Source organism: Synergistes jonesii, assembly GCF_000712295.1.
Classification (GTDB): domain Bacteria; phylum Synergistota; class Synergistia; order Synergistales; family Synergistaceae; genus Synergistes; species Synergistes jonesii.
The window spans coordinates 149,383-172,209 of the sequence record NZ_JMKI01000006.1; the positions used below are offsets into that span (position 1 = coordinate 149,383).

General features: G+C 57.0%; 29 protein-coding genes and 1 pseudogene. All 30 read left to right on the forward strand.

Annotation, left to right across the window (positions count from 1 at the left end; genetic code table 11):
- Positions 1 to 94 precede the first annotated feature (94 nt).
- The 30 genes and pseudogenes from EH55_RS02795 (at position 95) to EH55_RS02930 (ending at position 22,826) form a co-directional block, all read left to right on the forward strand.
- Positions 95 to 445, forward strand: coding sequence for a hypothetical protein (locus EH55_RS02795; RefSeq protein ID WP_037974527.1), 351 nt, complete (start codon positions 95 to 97; stop codon positions 443 to 445).
- A 15-nt stretch (positions 446 to 460) separates the two neighbouring features.
- Positions 461 to 1,216 carry a hypothetical protein gene (locus tag EH55_RS02800; RefSeq protein ID WP_070110048.1) on the forward strand — a complete coding sequence of 252 codons (756 nt, stop codon included), beginning with the start codon at positions 461 to 463 and terminating at the stop codon, positions 1,214 to 1,216.
- A 90-nt stretch (positions 1,217 to 1,306) separates the two neighbouring features.
- Positions 1,307 to 1,762: a DUF7768 domain-containing protein gene (locus tag EH55_RS02805; protein ID WP_051682577.1), complete on the forward strand. Its 456-nt coding sequence runs from the start codon at positions 1,307 to 1,309 to the stop codon at positions 1,760 to 1,762.
- Positions 1,759 to 2,016 (forward strand): hypothetical protein, encoded by a 258-nt coding sequence (locus EH55_RS02810; protein ID WP_037974531.1) that lies wholly within the window; start codon positions 1,759 to 1,761, stop codon positions 2,014 to 2,016. The genes EH55_RS02805 and EH55_RS02810 overlap by 4 nt, the downstream gene beginning before the upstream one ends.
- Entirely contained in the window at positions 2,013 to 2,345 is a 333-nt protein-coding gene (locus EH55_RS02815) for a hypothetical protein (protein ID WP_037974533.1), read from the forward strand. Before EH55_RS02810 ends, EH55_RS02815 begins: the two co-directional genes overlap by 4 nt.
- 137 nt (positions 2,346 to 2,482) lie before the next feature.
- A complete protein-coding gene (locus tag EH55_RS13295) occupies positions 2,483 to 3,109 on the forward strand; it encodes a helix-turn-helix domain-containing protein (RefSeq protein WP_051682578.1) in 627 nt (208 codons plus the stop codon).
- Positions 3,110 to 3,169: 60 nt separating this feature from the next.
- Positions 3,170 to 3,328, forward strand: a pseudogene (locus EH55_RS14830) (DNA cytosine methyltransferase); the annotation flags it as partial.
- Between the two features lie 159 nt (positions 3,329 to 3,487).
- Entirely contained in the window at positions 3,488 to 4,123 is a 636-nt protein-coding gene (locus tag EH55_RS14650; RefSeq protein WP_141730476.1) for a hypothetical protein, read from the forward strand.
- Positions 4,120 to 5,088: a DNA-methyltransferase gene (locus tag EH55_RS02825; protein WP_037974535.1), complete on the forward strand. Its 969-nt coding sequence runs from the start codon at positions 4,120 to 4,122 to the stop codon at positions 5,086 to 5,088. The genes EH55_RS14650 and EH55_RS02825 overlap by 4 nt, the downstream gene beginning before the upstream one ends.
- Entirely contained in the window at positions 5,085 to 5,300 is a 216-nt protein-coding gene (locus EH55_RS02830) for a hypothetical protein (RefSeq protein ID WP_037974537.1), read from the forward strand. Before EH55_RS02825 ends, EH55_RS02830 begins: the two co-directional genes overlap by 4 nt.
- Before the next feature lie 2 nt (positions 5,301 to 5,302).
- The gene (locus EH55_RS02835; protein ID WP_037974539.1) at positions 5,303 to 5,572 is read left to right on the forward strand and encodes a helix-turn-helix domain-containing protein; all 270 of its coding nucleotides are present in this window, start codon (positions 5,303 to 5,305) and stop codon (positions 5,570 to 5,572) included.
- 10 nt (positions 5,573 to 5,582) lie between these two features.
- Positions 5,583 to 6,608 carry a helix-turn-helix domain-containing protein gene (locus EH55_RS02840; protein ID WP_037974541.1) on the forward strand — a complete coding sequence of 342 codons (1,026 nt, stop codon included), beginning with the start codon at positions 5,583 to 5,585 and terminating at the stop codon, positions 6,606 to 6,608.
- On the forward strand, positions 6,559 to 7,356 hold the full coding sequence (locus tag EH55_RS02845; RefSeq protein ID WP_141730477.1) for a P-loop NTPase family protein: 798 nt from the start codon (positions 6,559 to 6,561) through the stop codon (positions 7,354 to 7,356). The genes EH55_RS02840 and EH55_RS02845 overlap by 50 nt, the downstream gene beginning before the upstream one ends.
- A gap of 11 nt (positions 7,357 to 7,367) precedes the next feature.
- Positions 7,368 to 7,895 carry a hypothetical protein gene (locus tag EH55_RS02850; protein ID WP_037974544.1) on the forward strand — a complete coding sequence of 176 codons (528 nt, stop codon included), beginning with the start codon at positions 7,368 to 7,370 and terminating at the stop codon, positions 7,893 to 7,895.
- A 176-nt stretch (positions 7,896 to 8,071) separates the two neighbouring features.
- Entirely contained in the window at positions 8,072 to 8,287 is a 216-nt protein-coding gene (locus EH55_RS02855) for a hypothetical protein (protein ID WP_037974545.1), read from the forward strand.
- Positions 8,284 to 8,880 (forward strand): tyrosine-type recombinase/integrase, encoded by a 597-nt coding sequence (locus EH55_RS02860; RefSeq protein ID WP_037974546.1) that lies wholly within the window; start codon positions 8,284 to 8,286, stop codon positions 8,878 to 8,880. The genes EH55_RS02855 and EH55_RS02860 overlap by 4 nt, the downstream gene beginning before the upstream one ends.
- 458 nt (positions 8,881 to 9,338) lie before the next feature.
- A complete protein-coding gene (locus tag EH55_RS02865; RefSeq protein ID WP_456243239.1) occupies positions 9,339 to 10,550 on the forward strand; it encodes a site-specific DNA-methyltransferase in 1,212 nt (403 codons plus the stop codon).
- On the forward strand, positions 10,543 to 11,130 hold the full coding sequence (locus tag EH55_RS14655) for a hypothetical protein (protein WP_051682581.1): 588 nt from the start codon (positions 10,543 to 10,545) through the stop codon (positions 11,128 to 11,130). The genes EH55_RS02865 and EH55_RS14655 overlap by 8 nt, the downstream gene beginning before the upstream one ends.
- The gene (locus EH55_RS02875; RefSeq protein WP_051682582.1) at positions 11,087 to 12,835 is read left to right on the forward strand and encodes a terminase gpA endonuclease subunit; all 1,749 of its coding nucleotides are present in this window, start codon (positions 11,087 to 11,089) and stop codon (positions 12,833 to 12,835) included. Before EH55_RS14655 ends, EH55_RS02875 begins: the two co-directional genes overlap by 44 nt.
- A 15-nt stretch (positions 12,836 to 12,850) precedes the next feature.
- The gene (locus EH55_RS02880) at positions 12,851 to 13,063 is read left to right on the forward strand and encodes a hypothetical protein (protein ID WP_037974549.1); all 213 of its coding nucleotides are present in this window, start codon (positions 12,851 to 12,853) and stop codon (positions 13,061 to 13,063) included.
- Entirely contained in the window at positions 13,060 to 14,649 is a 1,590-nt protein-coding gene (locus tag EH55_RS02885; protein ID WP_051682583.1) for a phage portal protein, read from the forward strand. Before EH55_RS02880 ends, EH55_RS02885 begins: the two co-directional genes overlap by 4 nt.
- Positions 14,624 to 16,711, forward strand: a complete 2,088-nt coding sequence (locus EH55_RS02890; protein WP_051682584.1) for a prohead protease/major capsid protein fusion protein — start codon at positions 14,624 to 14,626, stop codon at positions 16,709 to 16,711. The genes EH55_RS02885 and EH55_RS02890 overlap by 26 nt, the downstream gene beginning before the upstream one ends.
- Before the next feature lie 17 nt (positions 16,712 to 16,728).
- Positions 16,729 to 17,067: a DUF2190 family protein gene (locus EH55_RS02895; protein ID WP_051682585.1), complete on the forward strand. Its 339-nt coding sequence runs from the start codon at positions 16,729 to 16,731 to the stop codon at positions 17,065 to 17,067.
- Positions 17,061 to 17,705: a head-tail joining protein gene (locus EH55_RS02900; RefSeq protein WP_037974550.1), complete on the forward strand. Its 645-nt coding sequence runs from the start codon at positions 17,061 to 17,063 to the stop codon at positions 17,703 to 17,705. Before EH55_RS02895 ends, EH55_RS02900 begins: the two co-directional genes overlap by 7 nt.
- A complete protein-coding gene (locus tag EH55_RS02905) occupies positions 17,698 to 18,108 on the forward strand; it encodes an HK97-gp10 family putative phage morphogenesis protein (protein ID WP_037974552.1) in 411 nt (136 codons plus the stop codon). The genes EH55_RS02900 and EH55_RS02905 overlap by 8 nt, the downstream gene beginning before the upstream one ends.
- Entirely contained in the window at positions 18,105 to 18,476 is a 372-nt protein-coding gene (locus EH55_RS02910) for a DUF3168 domain-containing protein (RefSeq protein ID WP_051682586.1), read from the forward strand. Before EH55_RS02905 ends, EH55_RS02910 begins: the two co-directional genes overlap by 4 nt.
- Before the next feature lie 6 nt (positions 18,477 to 18,482).
- Positions 18,483 to 18,908, forward strand: coding sequence for a hypothetical protein (locus EH55_RS02915; RefSeq protein WP_037974553.1), 426 nt, complete (start codon positions 18,483 to 18,485; stop codon positions 18,906 to 18,908).
- A gap of 12 nt (positions 18,909 to 18,920) precedes the next feature.
- Entirely contained in the window at positions 18,921 to 19,253 is a 333-nt protein-coding gene (locus tag EH55_RS02920) for a GTA-gp10 family protein (protein WP_037974555.1), read from the forward strand.
- Between the two features lie 38 nt (positions 19,254 to 19,291).
- On the forward strand, positions 19,292 to 19,585 hold the full coding sequence (locus EH55_RS02925; protein ID WP_141730479.1) for a hypothetical protein: 294 nt from the start codon (positions 19,292 to 19,294) through the stop codon (positions 19,583 to 19,585).
- Positions 19,569 to 22,826: a phage tail tape measure protein gene (locus EH55_RS02930; RefSeq protein WP_037974557.1), complete on the forward strand. Its 3,258-nt coding sequence runs from the start codon at positions 19,569 to 19,571 to the stop codon at positions 22,824 to 22,826. The genes EH55_RS02925 and EH55_RS02930 overlap by 17 nt, the downstream gene beginning before the upstream one ends.
- Position 22,827: the final 1 nt, after the last annotated feature.

Genomic DNA, 22,827 nt, shown 5'->3' on the forward strand with positions numbered 1-22,827 from the left:
GGCCCAGAGCCATGAAATTGAAAAAACAAGAAAAGTATAGCATGAAAAAACATTCATGGCTATCCAAATCCCCGAAGAAAGGAGGTGAACAACCATGATGGACAACGTAATGATCCCTCTGTCGCTGAAAGACATGTCCGACCTGGACAGGACCTTCACGCGCCTCGTCCCCGGAGTCGTAGCGTCGCTGAAAGACGCTACGCAGTCCGCGAGCATCACCATCACGCTGAACTTCAAACTCTGCCCAGACAGCGAGACTCAGGTCGACATGAAGACGAGCATCCGTCCGACCTTCGCGACCGACAAGAAAGTCACGCGCTGCCGCCGCGACCTCATGACGCGCGCGGTAACGGCCGACAAACTCGACCTCGGCAACTACGACGAAGTCGAAATGCCGACTGCGCAAAAGAATCTGTTCGCGGGAGCTGCGGACGCAGACGAATAAGAAAGGATGACGAAAATGGAAATCGAAAAACTCATAGTCCCGCAGGGACACAAAGAGCCCATCACGATACTCGAAGGCGTGGCGGCCAAGCCGCTGCCGCTGTTCGACTACCAGGGCTACCAGTACACGGCGCTCGACGTCAAAAGCTTCTGCGAACTCGTGAAAGCCAAAGGCAAACAGCCCTCGGCGCTCATATTCTCGGACGACGCCGGCTTCACCGCGATCTTGGACGACACCGTCATAAGCCGCAAGCAGGACACAGTCACAATGCCGTACACCTACTCCGTCCAAATGGAAGAGTGGGAGCCGGTCCTCTCTCCCGGCGGGCACGTATTCGCGCTGAAAGAGCTCATCGACTACGTCAAGCGCGCCGACGGCAAAACGATCGACAACTTCGAGTCCCTGCTCTCCTCGTTCAAAAACTTCAAATACGTCTCCAACGTGACCGGAGACTTTACCTTCGACAACAGAAACAACTACACCTTCTGCGTAAAAGTGAAAGACGCCGAAGGGACCGTCCGCATCCCGCAGACATTCTGCGCGAACGTCGAGATATTCAAAAACAGCGACTGGTTCCAGTGGATGGAGATCGAAGTCGAAATATCCCAGCCGAAGAGCGCCGGAGAACAGCCGCTCTTCCTGCTTTCCTGCCCCAAATTCCCGCGCTACCTACAGGCGGCGCAGGAAAACCTCTACGAGCAAATGAAAAAAGAGCTCGACGGCTGGCTCGTCGTGCAGGGACGCCCGACAGACCGCCCAGCAAAAGGCTAAAAAAAGAGAGTCCGGCGGGGGATGCGCTCCTCCGCCGGACCCAAACCAAAGAACACAACTGAATTATACCATACAGGAGGACAACATCTCATGACGAAAAAAGTATATATAGCCCACCCATTTCGCGGGAAAAAACCCTACACGGCCGAACAGATCCAGAAAAACACCCTGCGCGTCACCGGCATCTGCCGCGCCATATTCCGCGACATGACCGACGTCGTGCCCGTCAGCCCCGTACACGCCTTCGGCTTCGCCGACCCCTTCGAAGACGACCAGCACAAAGTGCTCGACTGCTGCGGCGAGCTGCTACACGCCTGCGATGAGATGTGGGTCTTCGGCGACTGGCTGTCGTCGATGGGCTGCATATTCGAAGTCGGGACCTTCTGCCGCCGCGACGAAGGCGGAATCGCCTTCTGCACCTTCGACGAAGAAACGAAGCGGATAAAAAAAGCAGCCGCCTTCGACCTCACCATAGATAAATCCGACGTGATCGCCTACATCCTCGGCCAGCGGCAGCGGGCCTTCGGGGGAGAAAGGGAAAAATGAGAAGAACAAACACACGCACAGGCACAGGGAAAAGGTACGTCTACAAGGGGCGCACGCTCTTCGTCCGCGAATACGAGACGGTCAACAGCACGGCGTGGGGAGTCTATTTCGTGGACAAAAAGGGCATCAAGCGCATGTACATGTCGCACACGGAGCCCGCGATAACGCTCGGCTACCAGTCTGAAGAAAACGCGCAGTACGCGCTCGACCAGTTCGCCGCGGCATACAACCTGCCGGAGGCAGATGACAGATGACCCGCGATTTTGAGAAGCAATACCCTCTGCCGTTTAGGGAGCATGTCTTTCAGGATAATAAAAATCTGACGATCTATGCAGGAAATGGGCATTACATTTTTTCGAGCCGCATCGAAAATAGGTTCGACGTGTTCAAGTATATGGTCGCCTGCGCCAACCTCATGCCGGAAGCGGTGGACCTCATAAAAAGCTTCGTCGTGCTCTGTAAAGATTATAAGCTGACAGCCTCTATAAAATGCAACGGCGAAGAAGTTGACGCGCCGCTGATCGATATATTTCAGAGGGGCTGCGAGGACTTCCTCGCCAAGCTGGGCGACGTGGCGGAATGAAAGCCCTGTCGCTCTTCTCTGGAATAGAATGTGTCGTTCATGCATAGGAAATATGACATGAAGCGCAGGAAGGAGGTGGTCTAAATGCCGCTGAGAGCACTTTCATTGTTCTCCGGCATTTGACCGGCGGGCTCGATTTGGCGGCCGAAGCCGCGGGGATAGAAATTGCTGCGCTGTGCGAGATAGAACCGTTCCCTGCGTCGATACTGCGCAAGCGGTTTCCGTCGGTACCGTTGATTAGCGACGTAAGAACGATCAACAAGGAGGTATTGCTTGCATTGATAAAAGATAAATATCAAGATGTTATTTTTAGATACGATGCTGGCGAATCTATACAACAAATCGCAAATAGCTACGGAATAACCCGGCAAGCAATGTGGAATATTCTCAAGCGCCGTGGCTGCCGATTCCGCCCTAAAATCAGATTTGGGCAATCAAATCATTTTTTCCGCGGAGGCCGCGTAGCAAGCGACAACGCTCAAAATCTGCTTGAAGAGGCAATAGAAAAAGGCCTTGTAAAACGTAGAGATGTTTGTGAGAAATGTGGTTGCACACAAAAATTTAAAGACGGCAGGAGCGGAATCCAAGCACATCATTGCGATTACAACAAACCGTATGACGTGATGTGGCTATGTCAGAAATGCCATCATGAGTGGCATAAAAACAATAAAGCGATACCAAAGATAGGAGGTGTTGCCAATGTCGAAGCCACAGAAAATAAATACGAACCAATCGATATTGTTTTCGGGGGCTTCCCTCGATGACCTTGCCAAGACTTATCTGTCGCAGGACGGAGAGCTGGGCTTGAGGGCGCGCGAAGCGGTCTATGGTTTGAAATGCTCCGAGTTATTACGGAAATTAGACCCCGTTTTGTACTTGCTGAGAACGTCCGTGGAGCAGTCAATCTCGCCCTCGATACCGTCCGAATGGGATTGGAGGAGCGGGGTTACCGCGTCTGGGCTCTCGTCGTTCCAGCTTCTGCGTTTGGAGCCCCTCACAGAAGAGAGCGCCTCTTCGTCGTCGGGATACGGAAAAGTATGGCCGACGCCTACGACTATGGACGTGTCGACGGACAAAATGAAAAGCACACAGGTGAAAGTCGGCTCGATGCACTCGGTGACTTTGTCCATGGCGGTGAAATTATGGCCGACGCCTGTGAAGAGCGACAACAACGGGGCTGCGAGCCTGGAATCTATGGAGAAGCGCCGAAAGAACCCACTGTCGAACAGTTTGCGGGACGCGGTCTCGGCGCAATGTGGGCCACGCCGACGTCCTGTGGAAACAACAACCGAGCCGGAGCGGGCCCCCACAGCGGAGACGGGCTCGCGACGCAGATAAAGCGGGAAGAAGCCTCGGGCGGGGTCCTCAACCCCGCCTGGGTAGAGCAGCTCATGGGTTTTCCCGAAGGCTGGACGGACCTCGACGTCGACGAGCCGCGTCCGTGGCGGGGCTGGCCCGCGCCGATGGGCATGGGAATGTGGGGCACCCCGAACGCGGCTCCCTGCGGCATGACGGCGAAGACGTCGGGGCGCCCGATCGAGAAGAGCACGCATCTCGAAACGCAGGTATATTGCGCGGGAACGGATCCATATGGCGCGCCTCGCGCCCAAGCCGGCCAATACCCCTACGAATTCCCGCGCACGGTGAAAGGCGGCAAACGCCGGGTCGAACGCCTGAAAGCCTTAGGCAACGCTGTAGTTCCACAACAGGCGTATCCGATATTTCGGGCGATAGCGGAAATGGACAGATTGTTAAAGGAAGGAGAACGACGTAAATGATTTTTATTGGAGATGCGTTTAGCACACTTCGCGGAATGCTGCCCAAGACCTTCCACTGCGTAGTCACATCGCCGCCCTACTACGGGCTGCGGGACTACGGCGTCGCGGGGCAGATAGGGCTCGAACCTGAGCCGCGGCTGTACGTGGAGCGCTTAGTCGAGATATTCCGTGAAGTGCGGCGCGTATTGCGAGACGATGGCACGCTTTGGCTCAACCTTGGCGACTCCTACTTCGGCAGCGGCAAGGGCGCGGCAAGCGCGCCGGAGAACGCGGCGCACTATAAGCAGGGCACGAACAAAGGCATGGTCGGTGCGGCGTCCACGCTGATAGCACCGACGGGGCCGGCGAAAAACCTGATGGGCATACCGTGGCGCGTGGCGTTCGCGTTGCAGGAAGACGGCTGGAACCTGCGGCAGGACATCATATGGGCGAAGCCCAACCCGATGCCGGAAAGCGTGACGGACCGCTGCACCAAGTCGCACGAGTACATCTTCCTCTTCTCGAAGAGCCCGAGATACTACTTCGATGCTGATGCGATACGCGAGCCGGCGCAGGAAACCACTGTAAAAAGATGCTCCCAATCCGGCAGTACGCGACCTCTTCCGAGATACGGCGGCAAAAAATACACAGCCTATCCGGAACAGTTCTTCCGCACAAAAAGCGGCACGGCATACGACATTCGCGACGGGCGGCGCAACAAGCGCGACGTCTGGACGGTGGCGACCGTGCCCTGCAAAGAGGCGCACTTCGCGACCTTCCCGCCGGAGTTGATACGCCCGTGCATAAGAGCGGGCGCGCCGATAGACGGCATCGTTTTAGACCCGTTCTTCGGGAGCGGCACTACCGGCGTCGTCTGTACGCAGGAGAACAGAAATTACATCGGGATAGAGCTCAACCGCGACTATGTACAAATAGCCAAGCGTCGCATAGAGGCGGTCGAACGCACAGGGATGCTGATGATATGAAGAGCTACATCGTGACCGAGAAGCAGCTCGACGAACTGAAAAAGCTGTATGAGAGGTGCAAGGAGCTACTGAGGGTGACGTTGGTGGATTGCTTTGATTTCGGCGAAGATGAGCACGAAACGGTGAAAGCCTCCGTGGACGCGCTCGCCGAGCCACTGCGAGAGTTGAAATTCCTTGTTGAAGACATTGAGCGGCAGGAGGCGGACTCCTGACCATGGAGCCTATCGCCGCACACAGGATAATGGGAGACTCGGCGTCGAGCGGTGAAGACGGCAGGATGTATGCGCACATCGAGCTGGGTCCGAGGCAAATACAAATCCTCGCCCTGTATGCGGGAGGGCTGACCCGACCAGAAATACAGAAAAAACTGAGGATAAGCGACAAGCAAATGGACATAGCGGAAGACAAGATAAGCGACTGCTTCAAAGAATACGATATGCGCGACTGCGCGCGAAAATGGAAAGAGGAGACAATGAAGAAATGAGGGACGCGATATGAAGGAAAAAGTGACCGAACAGACGAAAATAATCCCCGTTGGCCCGGATGAAAATCTTGACCAGGATGAGGATATCACCGTGTCTTCCACCGAGGAAGACGGCTGCATAAGCGACGGGCGCGGCGGCTTTTGGTTCTGCATTCTTGATAACGCCGTCATGCGCGATACGGGCATATCGTTCTGCGCCCGCGGCATCTACGCGCTGCTTGCGACCTATGTCGATACGAAAAACAGATCGTGGCGGCTGAAAATCGACACCATAGCCTCCGTCGCCAGCATCAGCCGCCGGCAGGTCCAATACGCACTGAAAGAGCTGTCTGCTCGCGGCTACATCGCAGTCACGCCGGTCTACGAAGGCGGCCGCAGGAAGGCGTCGCGCTACACACTCATCGGGCACGACGCGCCCGCCGCGCGTGAACAAGAGTTAAAAAAAGAAGCGGAAGAGCCGGATATAGAGCGCAATATATGCACCCACGAAAATATAGAGTGCAATATATGCACTCATAGGGGTGCATATATTGCGCAGCGTTTACCAGAACCCAATATACTAAAACCAAAAGATATACCCCCTATAGTCCCCCGTGATCCGGAGGAGAAAGAGGCGAAAGAGGACGGGAAAAAAGTTAAAAAAGCTTCTGGTTACACTCCGGAGTTCGAAGACTTCTGGAAGGCGTACCCGAACACGCGCTGCTCCAAACAAAAAGCCTTTCGGGCGTGGCAGGACTGCGTGTCCGGGAAGAAGCGCGCCTCGCCCGCCGCTCCGGAGGAACTGATCCGCGCGGCCAAAATCTACGCGCTGGAATGCGGCGAACAGTGCCGAGAACAGCGCTATATCCTCCACGCATCGACCTTCCTCGGCCCCGACGAACACTGGCGGGTCTACCTGCAGCCGAAGCAGAGCTGCGGCGCCGGCGCGGCTGGCATGAACATGACTTACCGCGAAGTGGATATTGACCGCTTCCGCAAGGAGAACGGTGAAATCGATGCAAGGGCATACGAACGGGCTCGGCGCGGGCTTGACTGAGACCCTCTCGCTCTTCGACCGCGTCATGAAGGCGCGCGAGTGGGCGGCGGAGAACGTCGTGGAATGCCTCGACGACTGCGACGAGGGCGCGCGCCTTGCGATATCCCCCTTCGGCGAGCGCATAGTCGTCCCCTGCCCGCTGCTCTCACGGGAATGCAGCCGCGGCAGGCGCTTTTTGGCGCAGGGCAGAGCCTTCGCGATAGCCAGCATCCCCGTGGAGATTCCGAAGCGCTTCCGCGACACCGTAGGTTTTGCGCGCGACACTGTAGCGCTCACGGGCGCGCGCCTCTGGAACGGACGGGGCTTCCTCTACCTCTACGGCGGCACCGGCGCGGGAAAATCCTTCGCCGCGGCGTGGCGCGTCTACCACGACCTGCAGCTGCAGATCGAAAAAGATTGGAGCACGCCGCGCAAATGGCCGGAGTCGGTGAAGCTGCGCGCCGGCTGGTACTCGGCTTTTTCCGTATGTCTCGAGCGCCAAAACCTCTACGCCGCCGAAGCCGCGCCGATGCTCATCCTCGACGACTTAGGCTGCGAGGCGCAAAGCCCGAGCAACAAAAGCATAATCAACGAGCTCGTCGCCGTGCGCTACAACGAAATGCGCCCGACGATAATCACCAGCAACCTCAACCTGCAGGAGCTCGAACACATCTACGGCGTGCGCCTCTACGAACGAGTGATCCAAAACGGCCGCACGATAGACTGCGGCGGCTACAACATGCGCCTCGAAGGCGATAGCGAAGAATAGGAAGTGACGTCATGGCGGGATCGCTGAGCGTTAAAAAAGTCATCTGGTTTCTGAAAATAGTACTATCTTTCGACGACGGGATAGCCATCCTGCTCGGCACTGCTCCTGTACCTGCGTCCGAAGAGATATACCATGCTATACGAGTCCCGCGGAACGACTGCGGTGTACGTATCGACGGCGGAAGAGGCATCTGCGCCGCCGAGGTGATCATTATGGCGATCGAGCCGTTTGAGGAAATCGTCGACGGGCTCGGCGGCTGGGCTCGGATACATGCATTAACGCAATCTTTCAGGGCTGAGAACCCCCGTATGTGGGAGAAACTTGTGCCCATCGTTTCGCTCATCCAGCCAGGCGGCAAAATACGCGACGGACTCGGGGGAATGAGCGCGATGCTTTCTCAGCGCTTCGGCGGGGTTGGAGAAAAAACGCTGCGGCGCTGGAAAAAAGAAATCATCCGCGCGCTGGCGATCCATCTGCTCACATGGGCTTATACGGACGGGTTCAGCCTGAATTACTATCCGCCCAAGAAATTAAATTAAAAATCGATGTCCGTACTATGTACCGTACTATATACCGCACTAAGGCCCCCACTATGGCCCTTGCTATGTCTCTGTCAAGAGGTAAAATAATATCATCGAGTTCTTGTCATTGAAGTTGGATATTACGAGGTCCCGCGCTGTTGTATGGCGGGGCCTCTTTTTATGGAGGGGTGTCCGTGGATTTAGATCGCAGGGTTGTCATCTGGGCGATGCACAGCGGGAAGCGCATGCGCGCCGGCAGCTCGCTCGCTAATATATCTCCCATCCCGCTGGGCGCGATCCCCATCGTAGACTGTCTCGAATGCGAAAAGCGAATAATGCTCAAGTGGATACAGAAGCGCCTCGACCGTAGGTGGAGCGTGGCGCGTATCCGTGAGGCGTGTGGCGGATGAACCAGACCGTACCGATACGCACGGAGCCGGAAATACACGCTTTTCTGCGCTGCCTGAAAGAATGGAATCGGAACTACTATATCGCAGCGCTCATCGGCATCAACTGGGGACTGCGCTGCAGCGACATCTTAGCTATGCAGGTGGGGGATGTCGCCGTTCATGGTTGCGGCCGGCGCGTGCACGTCATCGACCGTCTCGCGATTCGTGAAATCAAGACAGGCAAGACACGGCATATACTTGTGACGGATAAGATGCGCCGCGCGCTGCGTGAGCATATCCGCAAGATGAACGGATGGGTCGAAGAGACGCCTCTTGTGCTTTCACAGAAGAAGGACGGCGAGGGCAAAGCCAAGGCGTTGTCGCGTCAGCAGCTTTGGCATGTCATATCTGTCGCCGCCGCTATGGCGGGCATACCCGGCGAAATAGGTACACACTCGCTGCGTAAGACTTATGCTTATCAGGCTTGGCGGAACGGAACGCGCGTCGATGTAATCCAAAAAGAATTCGGGCATGTAAACTTGGAGACTACCCATCGATATGCCTGCATTCCTATCAAGGAGCAGGAAGATATCTACAGAAAAGTTAATTTTTAAATCGTCAGAAAATTCAATCCGAAATGCAAAATCTGTGGATATGTGGATAACTGCAAAAATCGCTTTAGCGTACTAAAATTTTGTGGATAACTCATTTTTCGCAGACCGATGAAGTGCGTCTGGTCTTTGCGATCACCGACTTTATCGGGCGGGCAAAAAATCTGACACAATAGTAGTTAAGTAAGATTTCAGAGATGGGGCGAAAAGAATCTGGGCTCAAAAAATCCACTCGTGGCAAGACCTTGCGCCGGGCGCGGGTCCTTCCCAGGGGCTTACCCCCGGGGGTGCGTCCCGTTGCGGGGATTTTGTCTTAAAGTTCAGGTTACCCCCCGTTTCGGTTTCGTAGCTTGTCGAAAAGGAGCGGTGTCCGAATGGAAGTTGTGTATTTAAACCCAAGTTCATTGTTACCATATGTAAACAATTCGCGGAAGCATCCGGAAAAACAGATACGGAAGCTTATGGCTTCCATTCAGGAATACGGATTTATTATTCCTGTATTTATTAACAGGGATAACGTCATAATAAAAGGCGAAGGCGCGACTATCGCCGCAACCCGGCTTAGGCTGGAATCGATCCCCTGCATATATATAGAAAATCTCACTGAAGCGCAGCAGAAAGCCTACGTGATAGCGGACAACCGGCTCGCGGAGGATTCGGAGTGGGATGAGGAGACGCTCGCGGCCGAAATGCTGCGCTTGCGGGATGACTTCGGCATTGACCTTTCTATCACCGGTTTTGAGAATCGGGAGATACTGACGCTGAATCTCGACAGTGCGGAGGGGAAGGCGCCGGAGGATGAGCTGCCGGAGATGGAGCCGTCTGCGGTCTCGCGTCCTGGTGATATGTGGCTGTTGGACGGACACCGCATCATATGCGGCGACTGCACCGACGCGGCAACGGTCGACCGGCTGCTCGGAGGTCGCAGACCACATCTTATGGTGACTGATCCGCCTTACGGCGTAGGGTACAATCCGACGTGGCGCGTCGAGGCGGGACGAAAGCCGAAACGCACAGGGAAAGTGCTGAACGACGACCGCGCGGATTGGCGCGAAGCATGGGAGCTTTTCCCCGGCGACGTTGCATATGTCTGGCATGGATCGCTCCATGGGCTGACGGTCGCCGCGAGCTTGAGTGCCTGCGGATTCGTCCTGCGCTCACAAATCGTATGGGTGAAGCCGCATCTTATTTTGTCTCGCGGCGACATCCACTGGCAGCATGAAGTATGCTGGTATGCCGTGCGCGAAGACGGGCTCCCTTGCCCCGAACTGCCCGGCTATTGTTCCGACGAATATGATGCCTGCTGGTACGCGGTACGCGAAGGCGAGATTTCACACTGGCAAGGGTCGCGAAAAATATCCAGCGTCTGGGAAATAGACTTCAACGGACAGGATGAGAATACGAAACACGGGACGCAGAAGCCGGTCGAATGTATGCGGCGTGCGATCCTAAACAATTCGAAGATAGATGAATTTGTATACGAGCCCTTTTCCGGTTCGGGAACGACGCTGATCGCGGCGCAGTCCTGCCGTAGAAGGTGCCTCGCGGTGGAGCTTGATCCCTCATATGTGGACATGGCAGTCAGGCGCTGGCAGCGCTTTACGTCTCGGTCGGCGACGCTTGACGGGGACGGCGGCAGTTTCGACAGAATCGGACGGGAGCGTCGTGAATAGCGATGTCGGCGGGGGGGGCAGTCTCTATTCGAAAAAGGTCATCGCCGATTTGCTGAATCTCTCGGAGCGGCGCGTCGAGCAGCTGGCGCAGAAGAAGATTATCCCAAAAGCGGAACGCGGAAAGTACGACCTCGGTCCGACGGTGAAGGCTTATGTAATGTATTTACAACAAAAGCTTTCCGGCGGTGGCGAGGTGATCGACGTCGCCGAATGCAAGGACCGTCTGCTGAAGGCGAGGGCGATGGAGCAGGAACAGAAGGCGCGCCTGCGCGAGTTGATGCGCCTCGAAAAAGAGGGCGAGATGATCGACCGCGCCGAGGTTACGGCGCAGTGGACCGCGCGTTGTGTGGAGATGAAGGCGGCGCTGCTCGCTATACCGGTGCAGGTCGGGTTTCGCTTTCCCGATCCCGATACGCGCATCGCAGTAGAAGAGGAGGTCGAAGCGGCTGTTTATGAAATCCTCGAAACGTACAGCCGAGGCGGTATCGGCGCGGTGGACGGCGGAGGAACTGCGGGCCCTTGCGCCGCCGAAGAAGATGGGCGTCAGCGAGTGGGCCGACAAAAACCGCATACTGACTAAGGAGTATTCGGAGCTCGCGGGGCCGTGGCGCACGTCGCGCACGCCGTACCTGCGGGAGCCGATGGATGCTTTCCGCGTACCCGGGATACTCAAAATATCGCTGGTGTTCGCGACGCAGCTTGGCAAGACGGAGTGCGAATACAACATGGCCGGCTACGCGATAGACCAGGACCAGGGCAGCATGCTTTATGTGTTGCCTACCGATCTGCTGGCGAAGTCGATAAGCAAGGGGCGTTTTCTCTCTTTCGTTCGCAGCTGCGACCCCCTGCGGGAACGGCTCGACGTTAAGCGCTCGGAGATACAGCAGCTTTATTTCCCCGGCATGGAGATCGCCTTCGTCGGCGCGAACAGCCCGTCACAGCTGGCCTCGCGCCCGATACGCTATGTTTTTTATGACGAGACGGATAAATTCCCTCTACGCGCCGGCGATGACGCGGACCCTTTCAAGTTGGCGGCGGAGCGCACGAAGACGTATTATCGGCGCAAGGAGGTGGAGGTCTCTTCACCTACTTATGACCGTGGGCATATCTGGCAGGCGTGGCTTTCGGCGGATGTGCGCAAGCGTTATTTCGTGCCCTGCCCCGTATGCGGCGAACTTTTCGTGATGAGGCTGAAACACATCCACTGGCCGGAGGAGTTGAACGAACTGACTCCGCAGGCGCGGAGAAGGCGCGTCGTGGAGTCGGCTTGGATCGAATGTCCGGGCTGCCGCTCGAAAATATACGACAAATACAAGCAGGCGATGCTTCGCGCCGGCATGTGGCTGCCGGTGGAATACGACAAAGACGCCGACGACTGGGTTCGCACGAAGCGCGCGCCGACGCGCCCGCGGCACGTAGCCTACAACCTTTCGACTATCTACTCGCCGTGGAAGCGTTTCGGTGACGTCGCAGGGGAGTTTCTTGATTCGAAGGATCACCCCGAAAAGCTGATGAACTTCGTCAACGGCTGGCTCGGCGAGCCGTGGGTGAATCAGGCTGCACGAATGCGCTCGGATGTGGTTCTCGAACATATGCTTTGCTATGAACGTGGAACTGTGCCAAAGGACGCCATGATGCTGACCGCGGCGGTGGACGTGCAAAAGGATCACTTCTGGTGGAGTGTACACGCATGGGGTGAAGGGATGACAAGTTGGCTGGTCGATTACGGAGGCGGTCCAGGCGTGTGCGAAACATGGACGGATGTAGAGAGGGCGTTGGAACGCGAGTATCCGCAAGAGGCGAGCGGCGAAGTCTTCCGTGTCTTCTTCGCGCTGATAGACTCCGGCTACAGGACTGAGGAAGTCTATGACTTCTGCCTTGAACATCCAGGGCTGACGGCGCCCAGTAAGGGACTCGATGAAACAACGGCGAAAGGTATACCTTACCGCATCGGAATCATAGACAAGATGCGCTATACGGACCTGAAATTAATACTCTTGGACACCGAATACTATAAGGATTTTATTTACGGCAGGCTGAACCGTCCGGCGGGGGAGCGCGGAAGCTTCAGCGTTTTCGACGGCTGCCCGAAGCAGTATGCGGATCAGCTCTGCTCGGAGCATAAGGTTACGGAGTATGACCGCAAGGGGCGTGCAAAGGAAACGTACAAGCCGGTTATGAGCGGTATTGCGAACCACCTGCTCGACTGTGCCGTGGGAAATTTCGCCGCCGCGGAGATAGCAGGCGCAAGAACGCTGCGCGCCGACGACGGCGAGGAAGAATAGAAAGGAGGGCTGCTGGTGAGGAGCCTCGAAGAAATACAGGAAGAGCTCGACGCAGTGCGATCTGCAATGCTTGCAATCGCCGGGGGTGCGCAGAGCTACACGATAGGCTCACGATCTGTGACAAAAGCCGACCTCGCGCAACTTCGCGCGTGGCGCGCCGAGCTCGAAGCGGAACTCGGCGACGCGGAGGGCGGCGGCGTGAGGGTTACGGGGTGGCTGGGGCGATGAACGAAAACGGGCTGACCTTTCTTGATAGGTTAATCGGATGGTTCTCGCCGAGGCTTGGAATCATGCGCGCCGCCTATCGAACGGAACTGCGGAATTACGATGCCGCCCGCGTCGATCCGAGCGGTGGGAACTGGTTCCCCGCCAATGCCACTCCGGAGATGACGGACGCGCCGAGCCGTGATTTGATTCGCGCGAGGATGCGTGACCTGGAACGGAACGGTGATGTTACGGAGGGTGTGATAGACGCGTTCCTGCGCAACGTAGTCGGCAACGGCTTCGTGCTGGAGGCGCAGGCGGTGAGCGTACGCGGGAAGATGCTGGACGCGGTGAACGACCGTATCGAGGAGCTATGGCACGACTGGTCGAAGCCAGAGAACTGCGACATCACCGGTGACTGCTCTTTCGGCGAGCTGCTTGAAATGATCGTGCGGCGTTGGGAGGTCGACGGGGAGGTATTCATCCTGCGCGTCGTCGATCCCGACGGCGACGGCGTGCTGCCGCTGAAGCTGCAGTTGCTTGAACCGGACATGCTTGCGGGCGATATTTTTCAGTACGGGAATCGCTATGTTTTCGGCGGCATTGAAGTCGACGAACATATGAAGGCGGTCGCCTACCATTTCCGTCCGGACCCGATGCCGTATCTGCGCGACCAGCGCGTCGTGCGCTACCCCCGCGAATATGTGGCCCATATCCGCTCGAAAAAGCGACCGCAGCAACTGCGCGGGATGCCGGATATGGCCGTATCGTCGGAACGCATCCGCAATGTGCAGGAGTACATCACCAATGAGCTGGAGGCGGCAAGGACGGCGTCATGCCTAACCGGAGTCGTCACCCGCGAGAAGGGCGGCGCTGGGATGGGCATAGGGAATCCGCGCGGGGGGCGCGGCGGCGACGCGGCGGCGCGTGTCGAGATGATCCAGCGCGGGCTATTCAACTATCTGCGTCCGGACGAGGACGTCAAATTCCCGGCACCGGGGCGCCCCAATTCGCTCGCTTCGGGCTTCGTCGCGTTCCTGCTGCGGATGATCGGGATGAGCCGCGGGCTTTCTTACGAGACCGTTTCCCGCGACATGTCGCAGACGAACTATTCGTCGCATCGGGGCGGACAGCTGGAAGACCGAAAAACGTATGTGCGCAAACAGCAGAAACTGATTACGGATTTTTGCGATCGCTGCTATGAATGGTTTTTGGAAGCGGCGGTGCTTTCCGGCAAGCTGTCGCTGCCGGGCTTTTTCGAGGATGCGGCGCTGCGCCGGCGGATGTCGGGACATCGTTGGAGCACGCCCGGATGGAAGTGGGTGGACCCGCTGAAGGAGGCGTCCGGCATCGAGAAGCAGCTGCTTCTCGGGCTGACGACCCTTTCAGAGGTCTGCGGTGAACAGGGGAAGGACTGGTATGAAGTCCTGAAACAGCGCAAGGAGGAGACGGACGCGGCGCGCGAACTCGGTATTGAGCTGCCGTGGTTTTCTTCGCAGTCGACGACATCCGCCGACGAATATGACGCGCTGGCGAAGGAGGACGACGTCCCCCCCGTAAAAAAGAAGGAGGAGGGAGCCAAGGGTGAAGAAGAAGATGGGGACGAATAAGCCTTGCATCACGCGCGAGGAATTTTTCCGCCCCGAATATGAGCATAGGCGCGAAACCGGAATAATTTCCGCGCCCGACGATGAGTCCCGCTCTGTCGAGCTGTCCTTTTCGTCGGATTCTCCTATCCGTCGGAGGGACTGGTGGAATGAGGAATGGTACGACGAAATCCTCGACCACAGCGCCGGGGCGGTGAACATAACGCGCCTTGCGGAGATCGGCGTCGGGCTATACAACCACGATGCGAAGATGCCGATAGGCAGACTTGAAAACGTAAGTATCGGCGACGACCATAAGGGGCACTGCCGTCTCGTTTTCGACGACGATGAGCAAAGCGACGCTATTTTCCGAAAGGTCAAAAGCGGCACACTGAAAGGAGTTTCTGTCGGCTATCGTGTCTATGAATGGGAAAAAGTCCGCTCTGGGGAGAAATCGAAGGACGGCATCACAGGACCTGCGGTAATCGCGCGCCAGTGGGAGCCGTATGAGATCAGTATAGTCAGTTGCCCCGCCGATCCGACGGTCGGAGTCGGAAGGGCGCTGGATATAAAAGATGAAAGGGGAGTATCGAAATTGAGTTTTCGTGAAATGGTGATGGCGGCTTTTCGCGAGCTGCACGAAAGAAAGATAGAGAGGGCGGTTTTCGAAAAGAAAATCCGTGAAATCCTCGCAGGGCTGGAACCGGAGGAGAGCGAAGAGGCGCTCCGCTATGTGGGCGATATGCGCGCGGCGGCCGGATTGAGCGAGCAGGAACCGACGCCTGCTCCGCAGTCGAACGTGAATGAAGGGGCCAGGGCGATAGAAGCTGAGAGGGCGCGTGCCGCCGATATTTCGGCGCTATGCGCCAAGTATGGGATTTCGCCCGAACAGACGCAGCGCTATATTGCAGAAGGAAATAGCGTCGACGCGGTGGGGCGCGCGATTCTCGAGTCCCAGCGCCGCGAGGCGCCTGGGCTGAACGTCGGTCCGACGGTGACGGTCGGTGCGGAGGAACGTCAGAAGTTCCGCGCTGCCGTGGTCGACGGACTGCGTATGAGGCTCGGGCACACTATCGCCGCGCCGGTGGAGGGCGCCGAATCGTTCCGCGGCATCCGCCTGCTGGACCTCGCGCGAGAGGTGTGCTCGCGTAGCGGCGAGCGCGTCAGCTACGCCGACGACGGAAAGGAGATCGCAAAGCGAGCGTTCTCGACAAGCGATTTTCCTGCGATTATGAGCGACCTCGCCAATGTGACGCTCATGTCGGCCTACACCGAAGCAGATGCGACATGGCGCTCGTGGTGTCAGATAGGATCGGCGAGCGACTTCAAGGCGCAGCATCAGATCCGCATAGGTGAAATGCCGATGCTTGAGCCGGTGCTCGAAGGCGGCGAATACAAGATGGCCGATCTGTCTGAAACGAAGGATTCCTTCGCGATAGGCACGTATGGGAAGAAATTCGCGCTGACGAGGCAGGCGATAATCAACGACGACCTCGACGCGTTCGCGCGCATCCCGCAGCTTTTCGGCGCGGCATCCGCCCGCACGATCAACGCGGCAGTATATGCACTGCTTACTGCGAATGCAGCGATAGCAGAGGACAACAAAGCGCTGTTCCACGCCGATCACGGCAACCTTGCGGCGAGCGGCTCGGCGCTAAGCATAGAATCTCTTTCCGCCGCGCGCGTTGCGATGCGCCGCCAGGGCGGACTGCGCAAGGGCAGAGACAAGGTGGCGCTGAACATCGCGCCGGCCTATCTGATCATACCGCCCGAACTCGAAACTCTCGCGCGCCAGCTGATTTACAGTGATACGGATATCTCCGCGCAGAACCCTGCGGTTATCAACCCGTTCAAGGGCGCGCTGACTCCGATCATCGACGCCTGCCTATCGGGCGGAGCCTGGTATCTGGCGGCTGGGAAGAATTCTGTCGACACGATCAAGGTCGCCTTCCTGAACGGTGTGAATTCGCCGACGCTGGAGAGCCGACTCGGCTGGGAAATCGACGGGCTCGAATATAAAGTCCGTCTCGACTTCGGTGTATGGAACTATGAATACCGCGGTCTCTACAAGAACGCGGGAATATAAGCGAGGGGTGATATAAGATGGCAAGACAGGCTATGCCGGTGCAGTCCGGTAAGGTAATAGACTACGCAAATGCGGGAGCGGGCGTGATAAAGGTCGGCGACGTGGTGCCGCTCGTTAGCCTCTGCGGAGTCGCGGAAGTCGACATCGCAGTCGGCGAAGAAGGCGCCGTAGCGCTTTACGGCGTTTGGGAGGTGGCCGCGGAGACGGGGACGGCGTTCGCGGTCGGCGATAAGCTCTATTGGAATGCGACTGATAAAAAGGCGACCAAGACTTCGGCGGGCAACGTGTATCTTGGAATCGCTACGGCTCCCAAGGCTTCGGCGGGTGCGGTCGCACGCGTCAGAATAGGATGCTGAGGGAGCAGATAGCGTCCGACATCAAGGCGGTATTTCTGAATCTTCACGAGATGGCCGACACGGTAACATTCGGGGGGTTGCCTGTACAGGCGATAAAGGATGAGATTCCGGCGCAGGAATCAAAAATCGGAGAGGGCGCCAACGAACGCGCCCTCTCTATCTTTTGCGCCGAAGCCGACATCCAGATTCTACCGAAGAACGGCAGTTCTGTGGAGGTGGACGGCGAGCCGTGGCGAGTGGGCTTCGTGCGACGCGACGCTGGGATAGTGAATATCAAGCTTTACGATACACGTGTGAACCCCGACGCGCTGACGGAGGCGGTCTCTGTTTTGCGGCCCGTCGCGGGTGAGCGGAATGAGATCGGCGGCGAAGACGAAGAAAGCCTGTCCCCCGTAACCGCACTCTGGGCTATAGTCAGAGCCGTCTCTTCGCAGGACAGGACGATCGCCATGCAGGGCGCGGAACTTCGCACCCATGAGGCGCGCCTACAGATACCGGACGACGCTGGAGAGGAGGCGCTACCAGTGCAGTATGGAGATATTCTCGAATGGCGTGGAACGCGGCTCGTTGTGAAAGGGCTGCGTCCGGACTGGCGAGCACGCCTGCTGATCGCGGATTGCGTGTATATCAATGCTTAAGACTATAGCCATAGATGGCGAGCGGGAGGCGCTTGACGAACTTCGCAAAGCCGCGGCCGGAAAATTTAGAAAGGCCGTAGAGTCCGCGATCGACGACTCCGTGGGGATAATTGCGGAGGAGGCGCGTCGACTTGTACCAGTGCGCACCGGACGCCTGAAACGGTCGATAAAAACGAAACGCAGAAAAAACAGCCTTACCGCCGACATCTATTGTGACTATCCACAGCCGCAGGACCCCAAAAAGATACGAAAAGGGAAAAAAGAATATTACGCTTTTAGCGTCGAGTTCGGCAGCAGGCGGCGCAATATAAAAGCCCAACCTTTCCTTTTCCCCGCCGTGGGCAACACGCAAAAGGAAGTCGACGAACGCATGATGAAGGTATTGGAGGAGGCGATGCCGTGAGTGAATATCTGCGACAAGACGAGATTTACTCCGCCCTCTCCGCCAGCGCCGCCCTGACGGCGGTCGTGACGGGGATATTCGAAACGCCGCCCTCGAAGCAGAAACCGCCGTACATCGTGCTCGGCGACGCAAGAGAATCAAGCGGCGAACGCATGAATGGGCAGCAGAGCGAAATAACGCTCACGCTGCATATTTGGAGCGCCAAGTGGAAGACAAAAAAGGAGTGCTACCGCATCCGCAACCTCATCCTCCGCGCACTGCCGGACTGGGTGCAGCTGGACGGCTTCAGCGCCGAGCTCGATGACGAAGAGGAAAGCGAGAAGAGGACGCACGGGGAACTTGACATCAGATATTACGACAGGAGGTAGTACGTTATGAGCGATAGGCTGACAAAGAACGCGCAAATACTTATCTCGGCGACTGCGGAAGGCATACCGAAAGAACTGGATGTGCTGACGAAGTTTACTTTCGACGAAAGTAAAAAGGAAATCCAGACGACGAAGCTAAACAGCAAAAACCACACATACGAGACGGGCATAGCCGATGCAAAGGGCTCTTTCGAAATGACGACGGACCCCGACAGCGAATCGGGCGAAATCTTAGAAGCGGCCCACGCAAATGATTCGGTGGTGTACCTCATCATCCGTCCCGAGGGCACGGGGGCTTCTAAGGAACAGATAAAAATCCCTGCGAAGGTGTCGTCTCACAGCACGGATTATGCGCTCGACGACATGATAAAGGTTTCCTGTAACTTCGTTGCAGTCGGCGCAGTCGACCGCACGGCGCAGCCTGCGGGATAAGGGGTGCGCAAAATGATAACCGTAAAATTCAACGGCGTCGAGTATGAGATCGAATACGGGCATAACGCCGTTTGTGCGATCGAGGATGCGCTCGGCGTGGAAAACATTATGACGGTGCTCAAAGGGGCTTTCAATGGGAAATCTTCTTTCCGTGTAATGCGCGCCGTAATTTGGGCCGGCATGCTCGGCAAGAGGAGGTCTATTACCCTTGAGGATGTGGGCGACATCATGGACTCAGATAAGAACTCTTTCGAGGTCGCACAGGATGCCTTCGCCGAGCTCTATAAATCGGTGATGGCAACGCTGTCCGTAGCAAAAACAGACAAAACAGACACAAAAAACTGACGACGGACTGCTGGAATACACCCCGGCAGTCCATACTTTTGCAGGCGCTCGGTCCCCTTGGGTTGCGCCACGAGGACCTCTGGCACATCACAAGGGGCGAGCTCCACGATATGATCATCGCCAACAATTACCGGCGTTATCTTGAACTTGAAGATAAGGCGCTCTCCGCCATATTTACGGGGCTGGCCTTCAACGGCGACGCCGAAGAGATATATGCCCTTTTAGGCAGCTGGGCAGGCAATACCGTTATGAATAACGCACAAAAAGCAAAGTTTATAAAAGATTTGGCCCGCGCGGCGAAGGAGGCGAAACGAAATGGCGCGAACCCGTAAGCTGAACTATAAATTCGGTGTCGATATCAGCGAAGCCGAGCGCAAGCTGAAAGAGATGTCCAACAAAATAGAGACCGTCGGCAAGAGGATGAAGAGCTTCGGCGAGAGCACGAGCAAACTCGCGGCTCCATTTGTGGGGCTCGGCGTGATCTCCGCGAAAGCCGCCCTTGACTACGACAAGGCCGTGGACAGTATTGTCATCGGCACCGGCGCGGTCGGCGAAAAGATGGAGGGGCTCGAAGCTTCCTTCAAAAAAATAGCCGCGAAGGTCCCGCAGGATATGGCGCAGAGCAGCCAAGCCGTAGCCGATCTGAATACACGGCTTGGGCTTACGGGAGAAGACCTTGAATCTCTTTCCATCACGATGCTCGACGCCTCGCGCATGCTCGGCGAAGACCTCGGCGGCATGATCGCGCAGTCGACGAAAGCGATGAACGACTGGGGCGTATCCGCGAAGGACTCCGCCGGTTTCATGGACATGCTTTTTGTTGCCTCGCAGGAAACGGGAATATCCATCTCTTCGCTCTCCGAACAGCTATACAAGTTCGGCTCGCCGCTGCGCCAGATGGGCTTTGATGTGGAGACGGTCACCGCCATGCTCGGCAGCTTTGAAAAGGCCGGCGTGAATACCGAGTTAGTGATGGGCTCCATGCGCATCGCTCTGGGGAAGATGGCGAAAGCCGGAATAAAAGACCTCCCGGAGGCGCTCCGCGCTTCGATCGCCGCGATAAAAAACGCTAAGACCAGCGGCGAAGCCGCCACGATCGCGCTGAAGGTATTCGGTGCTAAAGCCGGCCCCGACATGGCTGCCGCAATTCGCGAGGGACGGCTTGAGGTCGACGAACTCGTGACATCCCTTGGTAAATCGGAGGGCGCTATCAACAGGACTGCGGAAGCGACGGACGGCTTTACGGAGCAGATGGGGCGTATGAAGAATCAGGTCGCCCTTTCTCTGGAACCGCTCGGCACAAAGATTGTGAAGATCGCAGAGGACTATATGCCCTCTTTGCTTGAAAAACTGGAAAATTTCAGCGCCGATTGCGACGAAAGCACAATAAAAATAATTGCCCTCACCGCAGGATTAGGCGCCGGGAGTTTTGTCCTCGGACATTATACTATCGCTTTGGCGGGATTGGTGACGAACATCGGCAAACTCCGCATAGCGCTGACTGCATTTTTTAAAGCGCACCCTATGGGTCTTGCCGCGCTGGCGGCGGCCGGAGCCGGATACATCACTTATAAAAACATCTCAGCGAAGATGGAGAAAATAGAGACCGAAGATATGATGCGCTCCGCGCTGGGGGACAGGGCCCCCAGAATGCCCGCAAAACGCGACGCGAAGAGTATGAATGAGTACAGCCGGCGGCTGAAGAAGGAGTATTCAGAATACCTCGCCGAATTGCAAAAAATATCTGACGAAGAGGCGAAGCGGTATGCCTCAAAAACAGTCACCGCTGCCGGCATCCAAAAACCAAAAAAGCCGATACCACCAGACGACGACGTAAACAATTTTGGCATAGAGGGAACGGGCAAGAAAAACACCGGCCCCAGCGCCGCCGAGAGGCTTGTGATGAATATCCAGGATCGCATTAAATATCTTGGCGAAGACGGAAAATCCTTTCTCGGCGTGCTCGATGCGTGGCAGGCGAAGTTAAAACCGCTCTCCGCGGACTGGAAAGCGATAGAAGACCTCAAACTCGACATTCGCTCCGACTCTGCGCGTAAAGCGGGCGAAGAGGTTGCCGCCCTTATAGAGCGCATGGAAAAACAAAAAGAGATGCAGGCTGAGATTGACGCTGCCGTGAAAGAAGGCGAGGCTAAGTTCTACGCCGACCTCCAATGGGAAAACAGCATGGGGCTGCTCGGCGACGAAGAATACCTCGGACTGCTAAAAGACCGTTTCGCAGCGTTGAGCGGCGAGATGGAGAAGCTTGGGCTCGATATCTCCAACGTGGCCAATTGGAGCGACGATATGAAGCAAGCCTTCTCTGACATACAGACGAAGGGCGGCGAGATCGCCGGCGCAGCGATAGACACTTTCCGCAAAAAAATGGAATCCGGCACGATCACCAACGCGCAGTATCTCTCCATGCTGGAAGCGCTGAAACAAAAATTTGCGGAGTATCCCGCGGTGGTAAAACAGTGTCAGGATGCGATCGACGCCTTCAATCTTGCGAAACTCTCCGCATTGCCGTCACTCGGCAGCCAGGTAAAAGCGAGCTGGGAGGACGCCCAGCAGAGCATCGCGCGTGCCCCCAGCATGATAGGCGACGCCTTTACGAGCGCCGTCGTCGGTACTAAGAGCCTCAGCGAAGCGATGCTGGATTTGTTGCAGGACATCGGGGCAGTAATCGCCAAAGCACTGATAATGAAAGCAATATTTGGCGTACTAAATATTGCTTCCTCTACTTCTACTGTATCAGATTGGCATGATGCAGGAAATGCGATAAGGGTACCTACTAAGCACTCCGGCGGCGTGGTCGGCGCGGGCGGCGCTACGGCGCTGGTAAGCCCGTCCGTGTTTATTGGTGCGCCGCGCATGCACGGCGGCGGTATTTCAGGACTTCGCTCCGACGAAGTGCCGGCGATCCTGCAGCGGGGGGAAGTCGTACTGCCGAAGGGCAGTACGGCCGCAGAAGCTATGTCTCGTGGACTGTTTGGGCTGCTGGGGCTGAAATTCCACTCCGGCGGCGTGGTCGGCGCGGGCGGCACTCCGGCGCTGGTAAGCCCGTCCGTGTTTGTCGGTGCGCCGCGCATGCACGGCGGCGGTATTTCAGGACTTCGCTCCGACGAAGTGCCGGCGATCCTGCAGCGGGGGGAAGTCGTACTGCCGAAGGGCAGTACGGCCGCAGAAGCTATGTCTCGTGGACTGTTTGGGCTGCTGGGGCTGAAATTCCACTCCGGCGGCGTGGTCGGCGCGGGCGGCACTCCGGCGCTGGTAAGCCCGTCCGTGTTTGTCGGTGCGCCGCGCATGCACAGCGGCGGTATAGCAGGCTTGCGCTCCGACGAAGTGCCGGCGATCCTGCCGCGAGGGGGAGTCATGCTGCCGAAGGGCGACGCGGGCGCCGCGCGCGCTTCTGAAAATCGCGGCGGAGACAGCTACTATCTCACGATCCAAGCCGTAGACGCGCAGAGCTTTGTAAAAATGCTCCAGAACAATAAGGGCGTACTCGAAAGCTTAATCGTGAACGGCATCCAGCGCGGCGGCCCGCTGCGTATGGCGATCAAAGGGGCGATGTGAT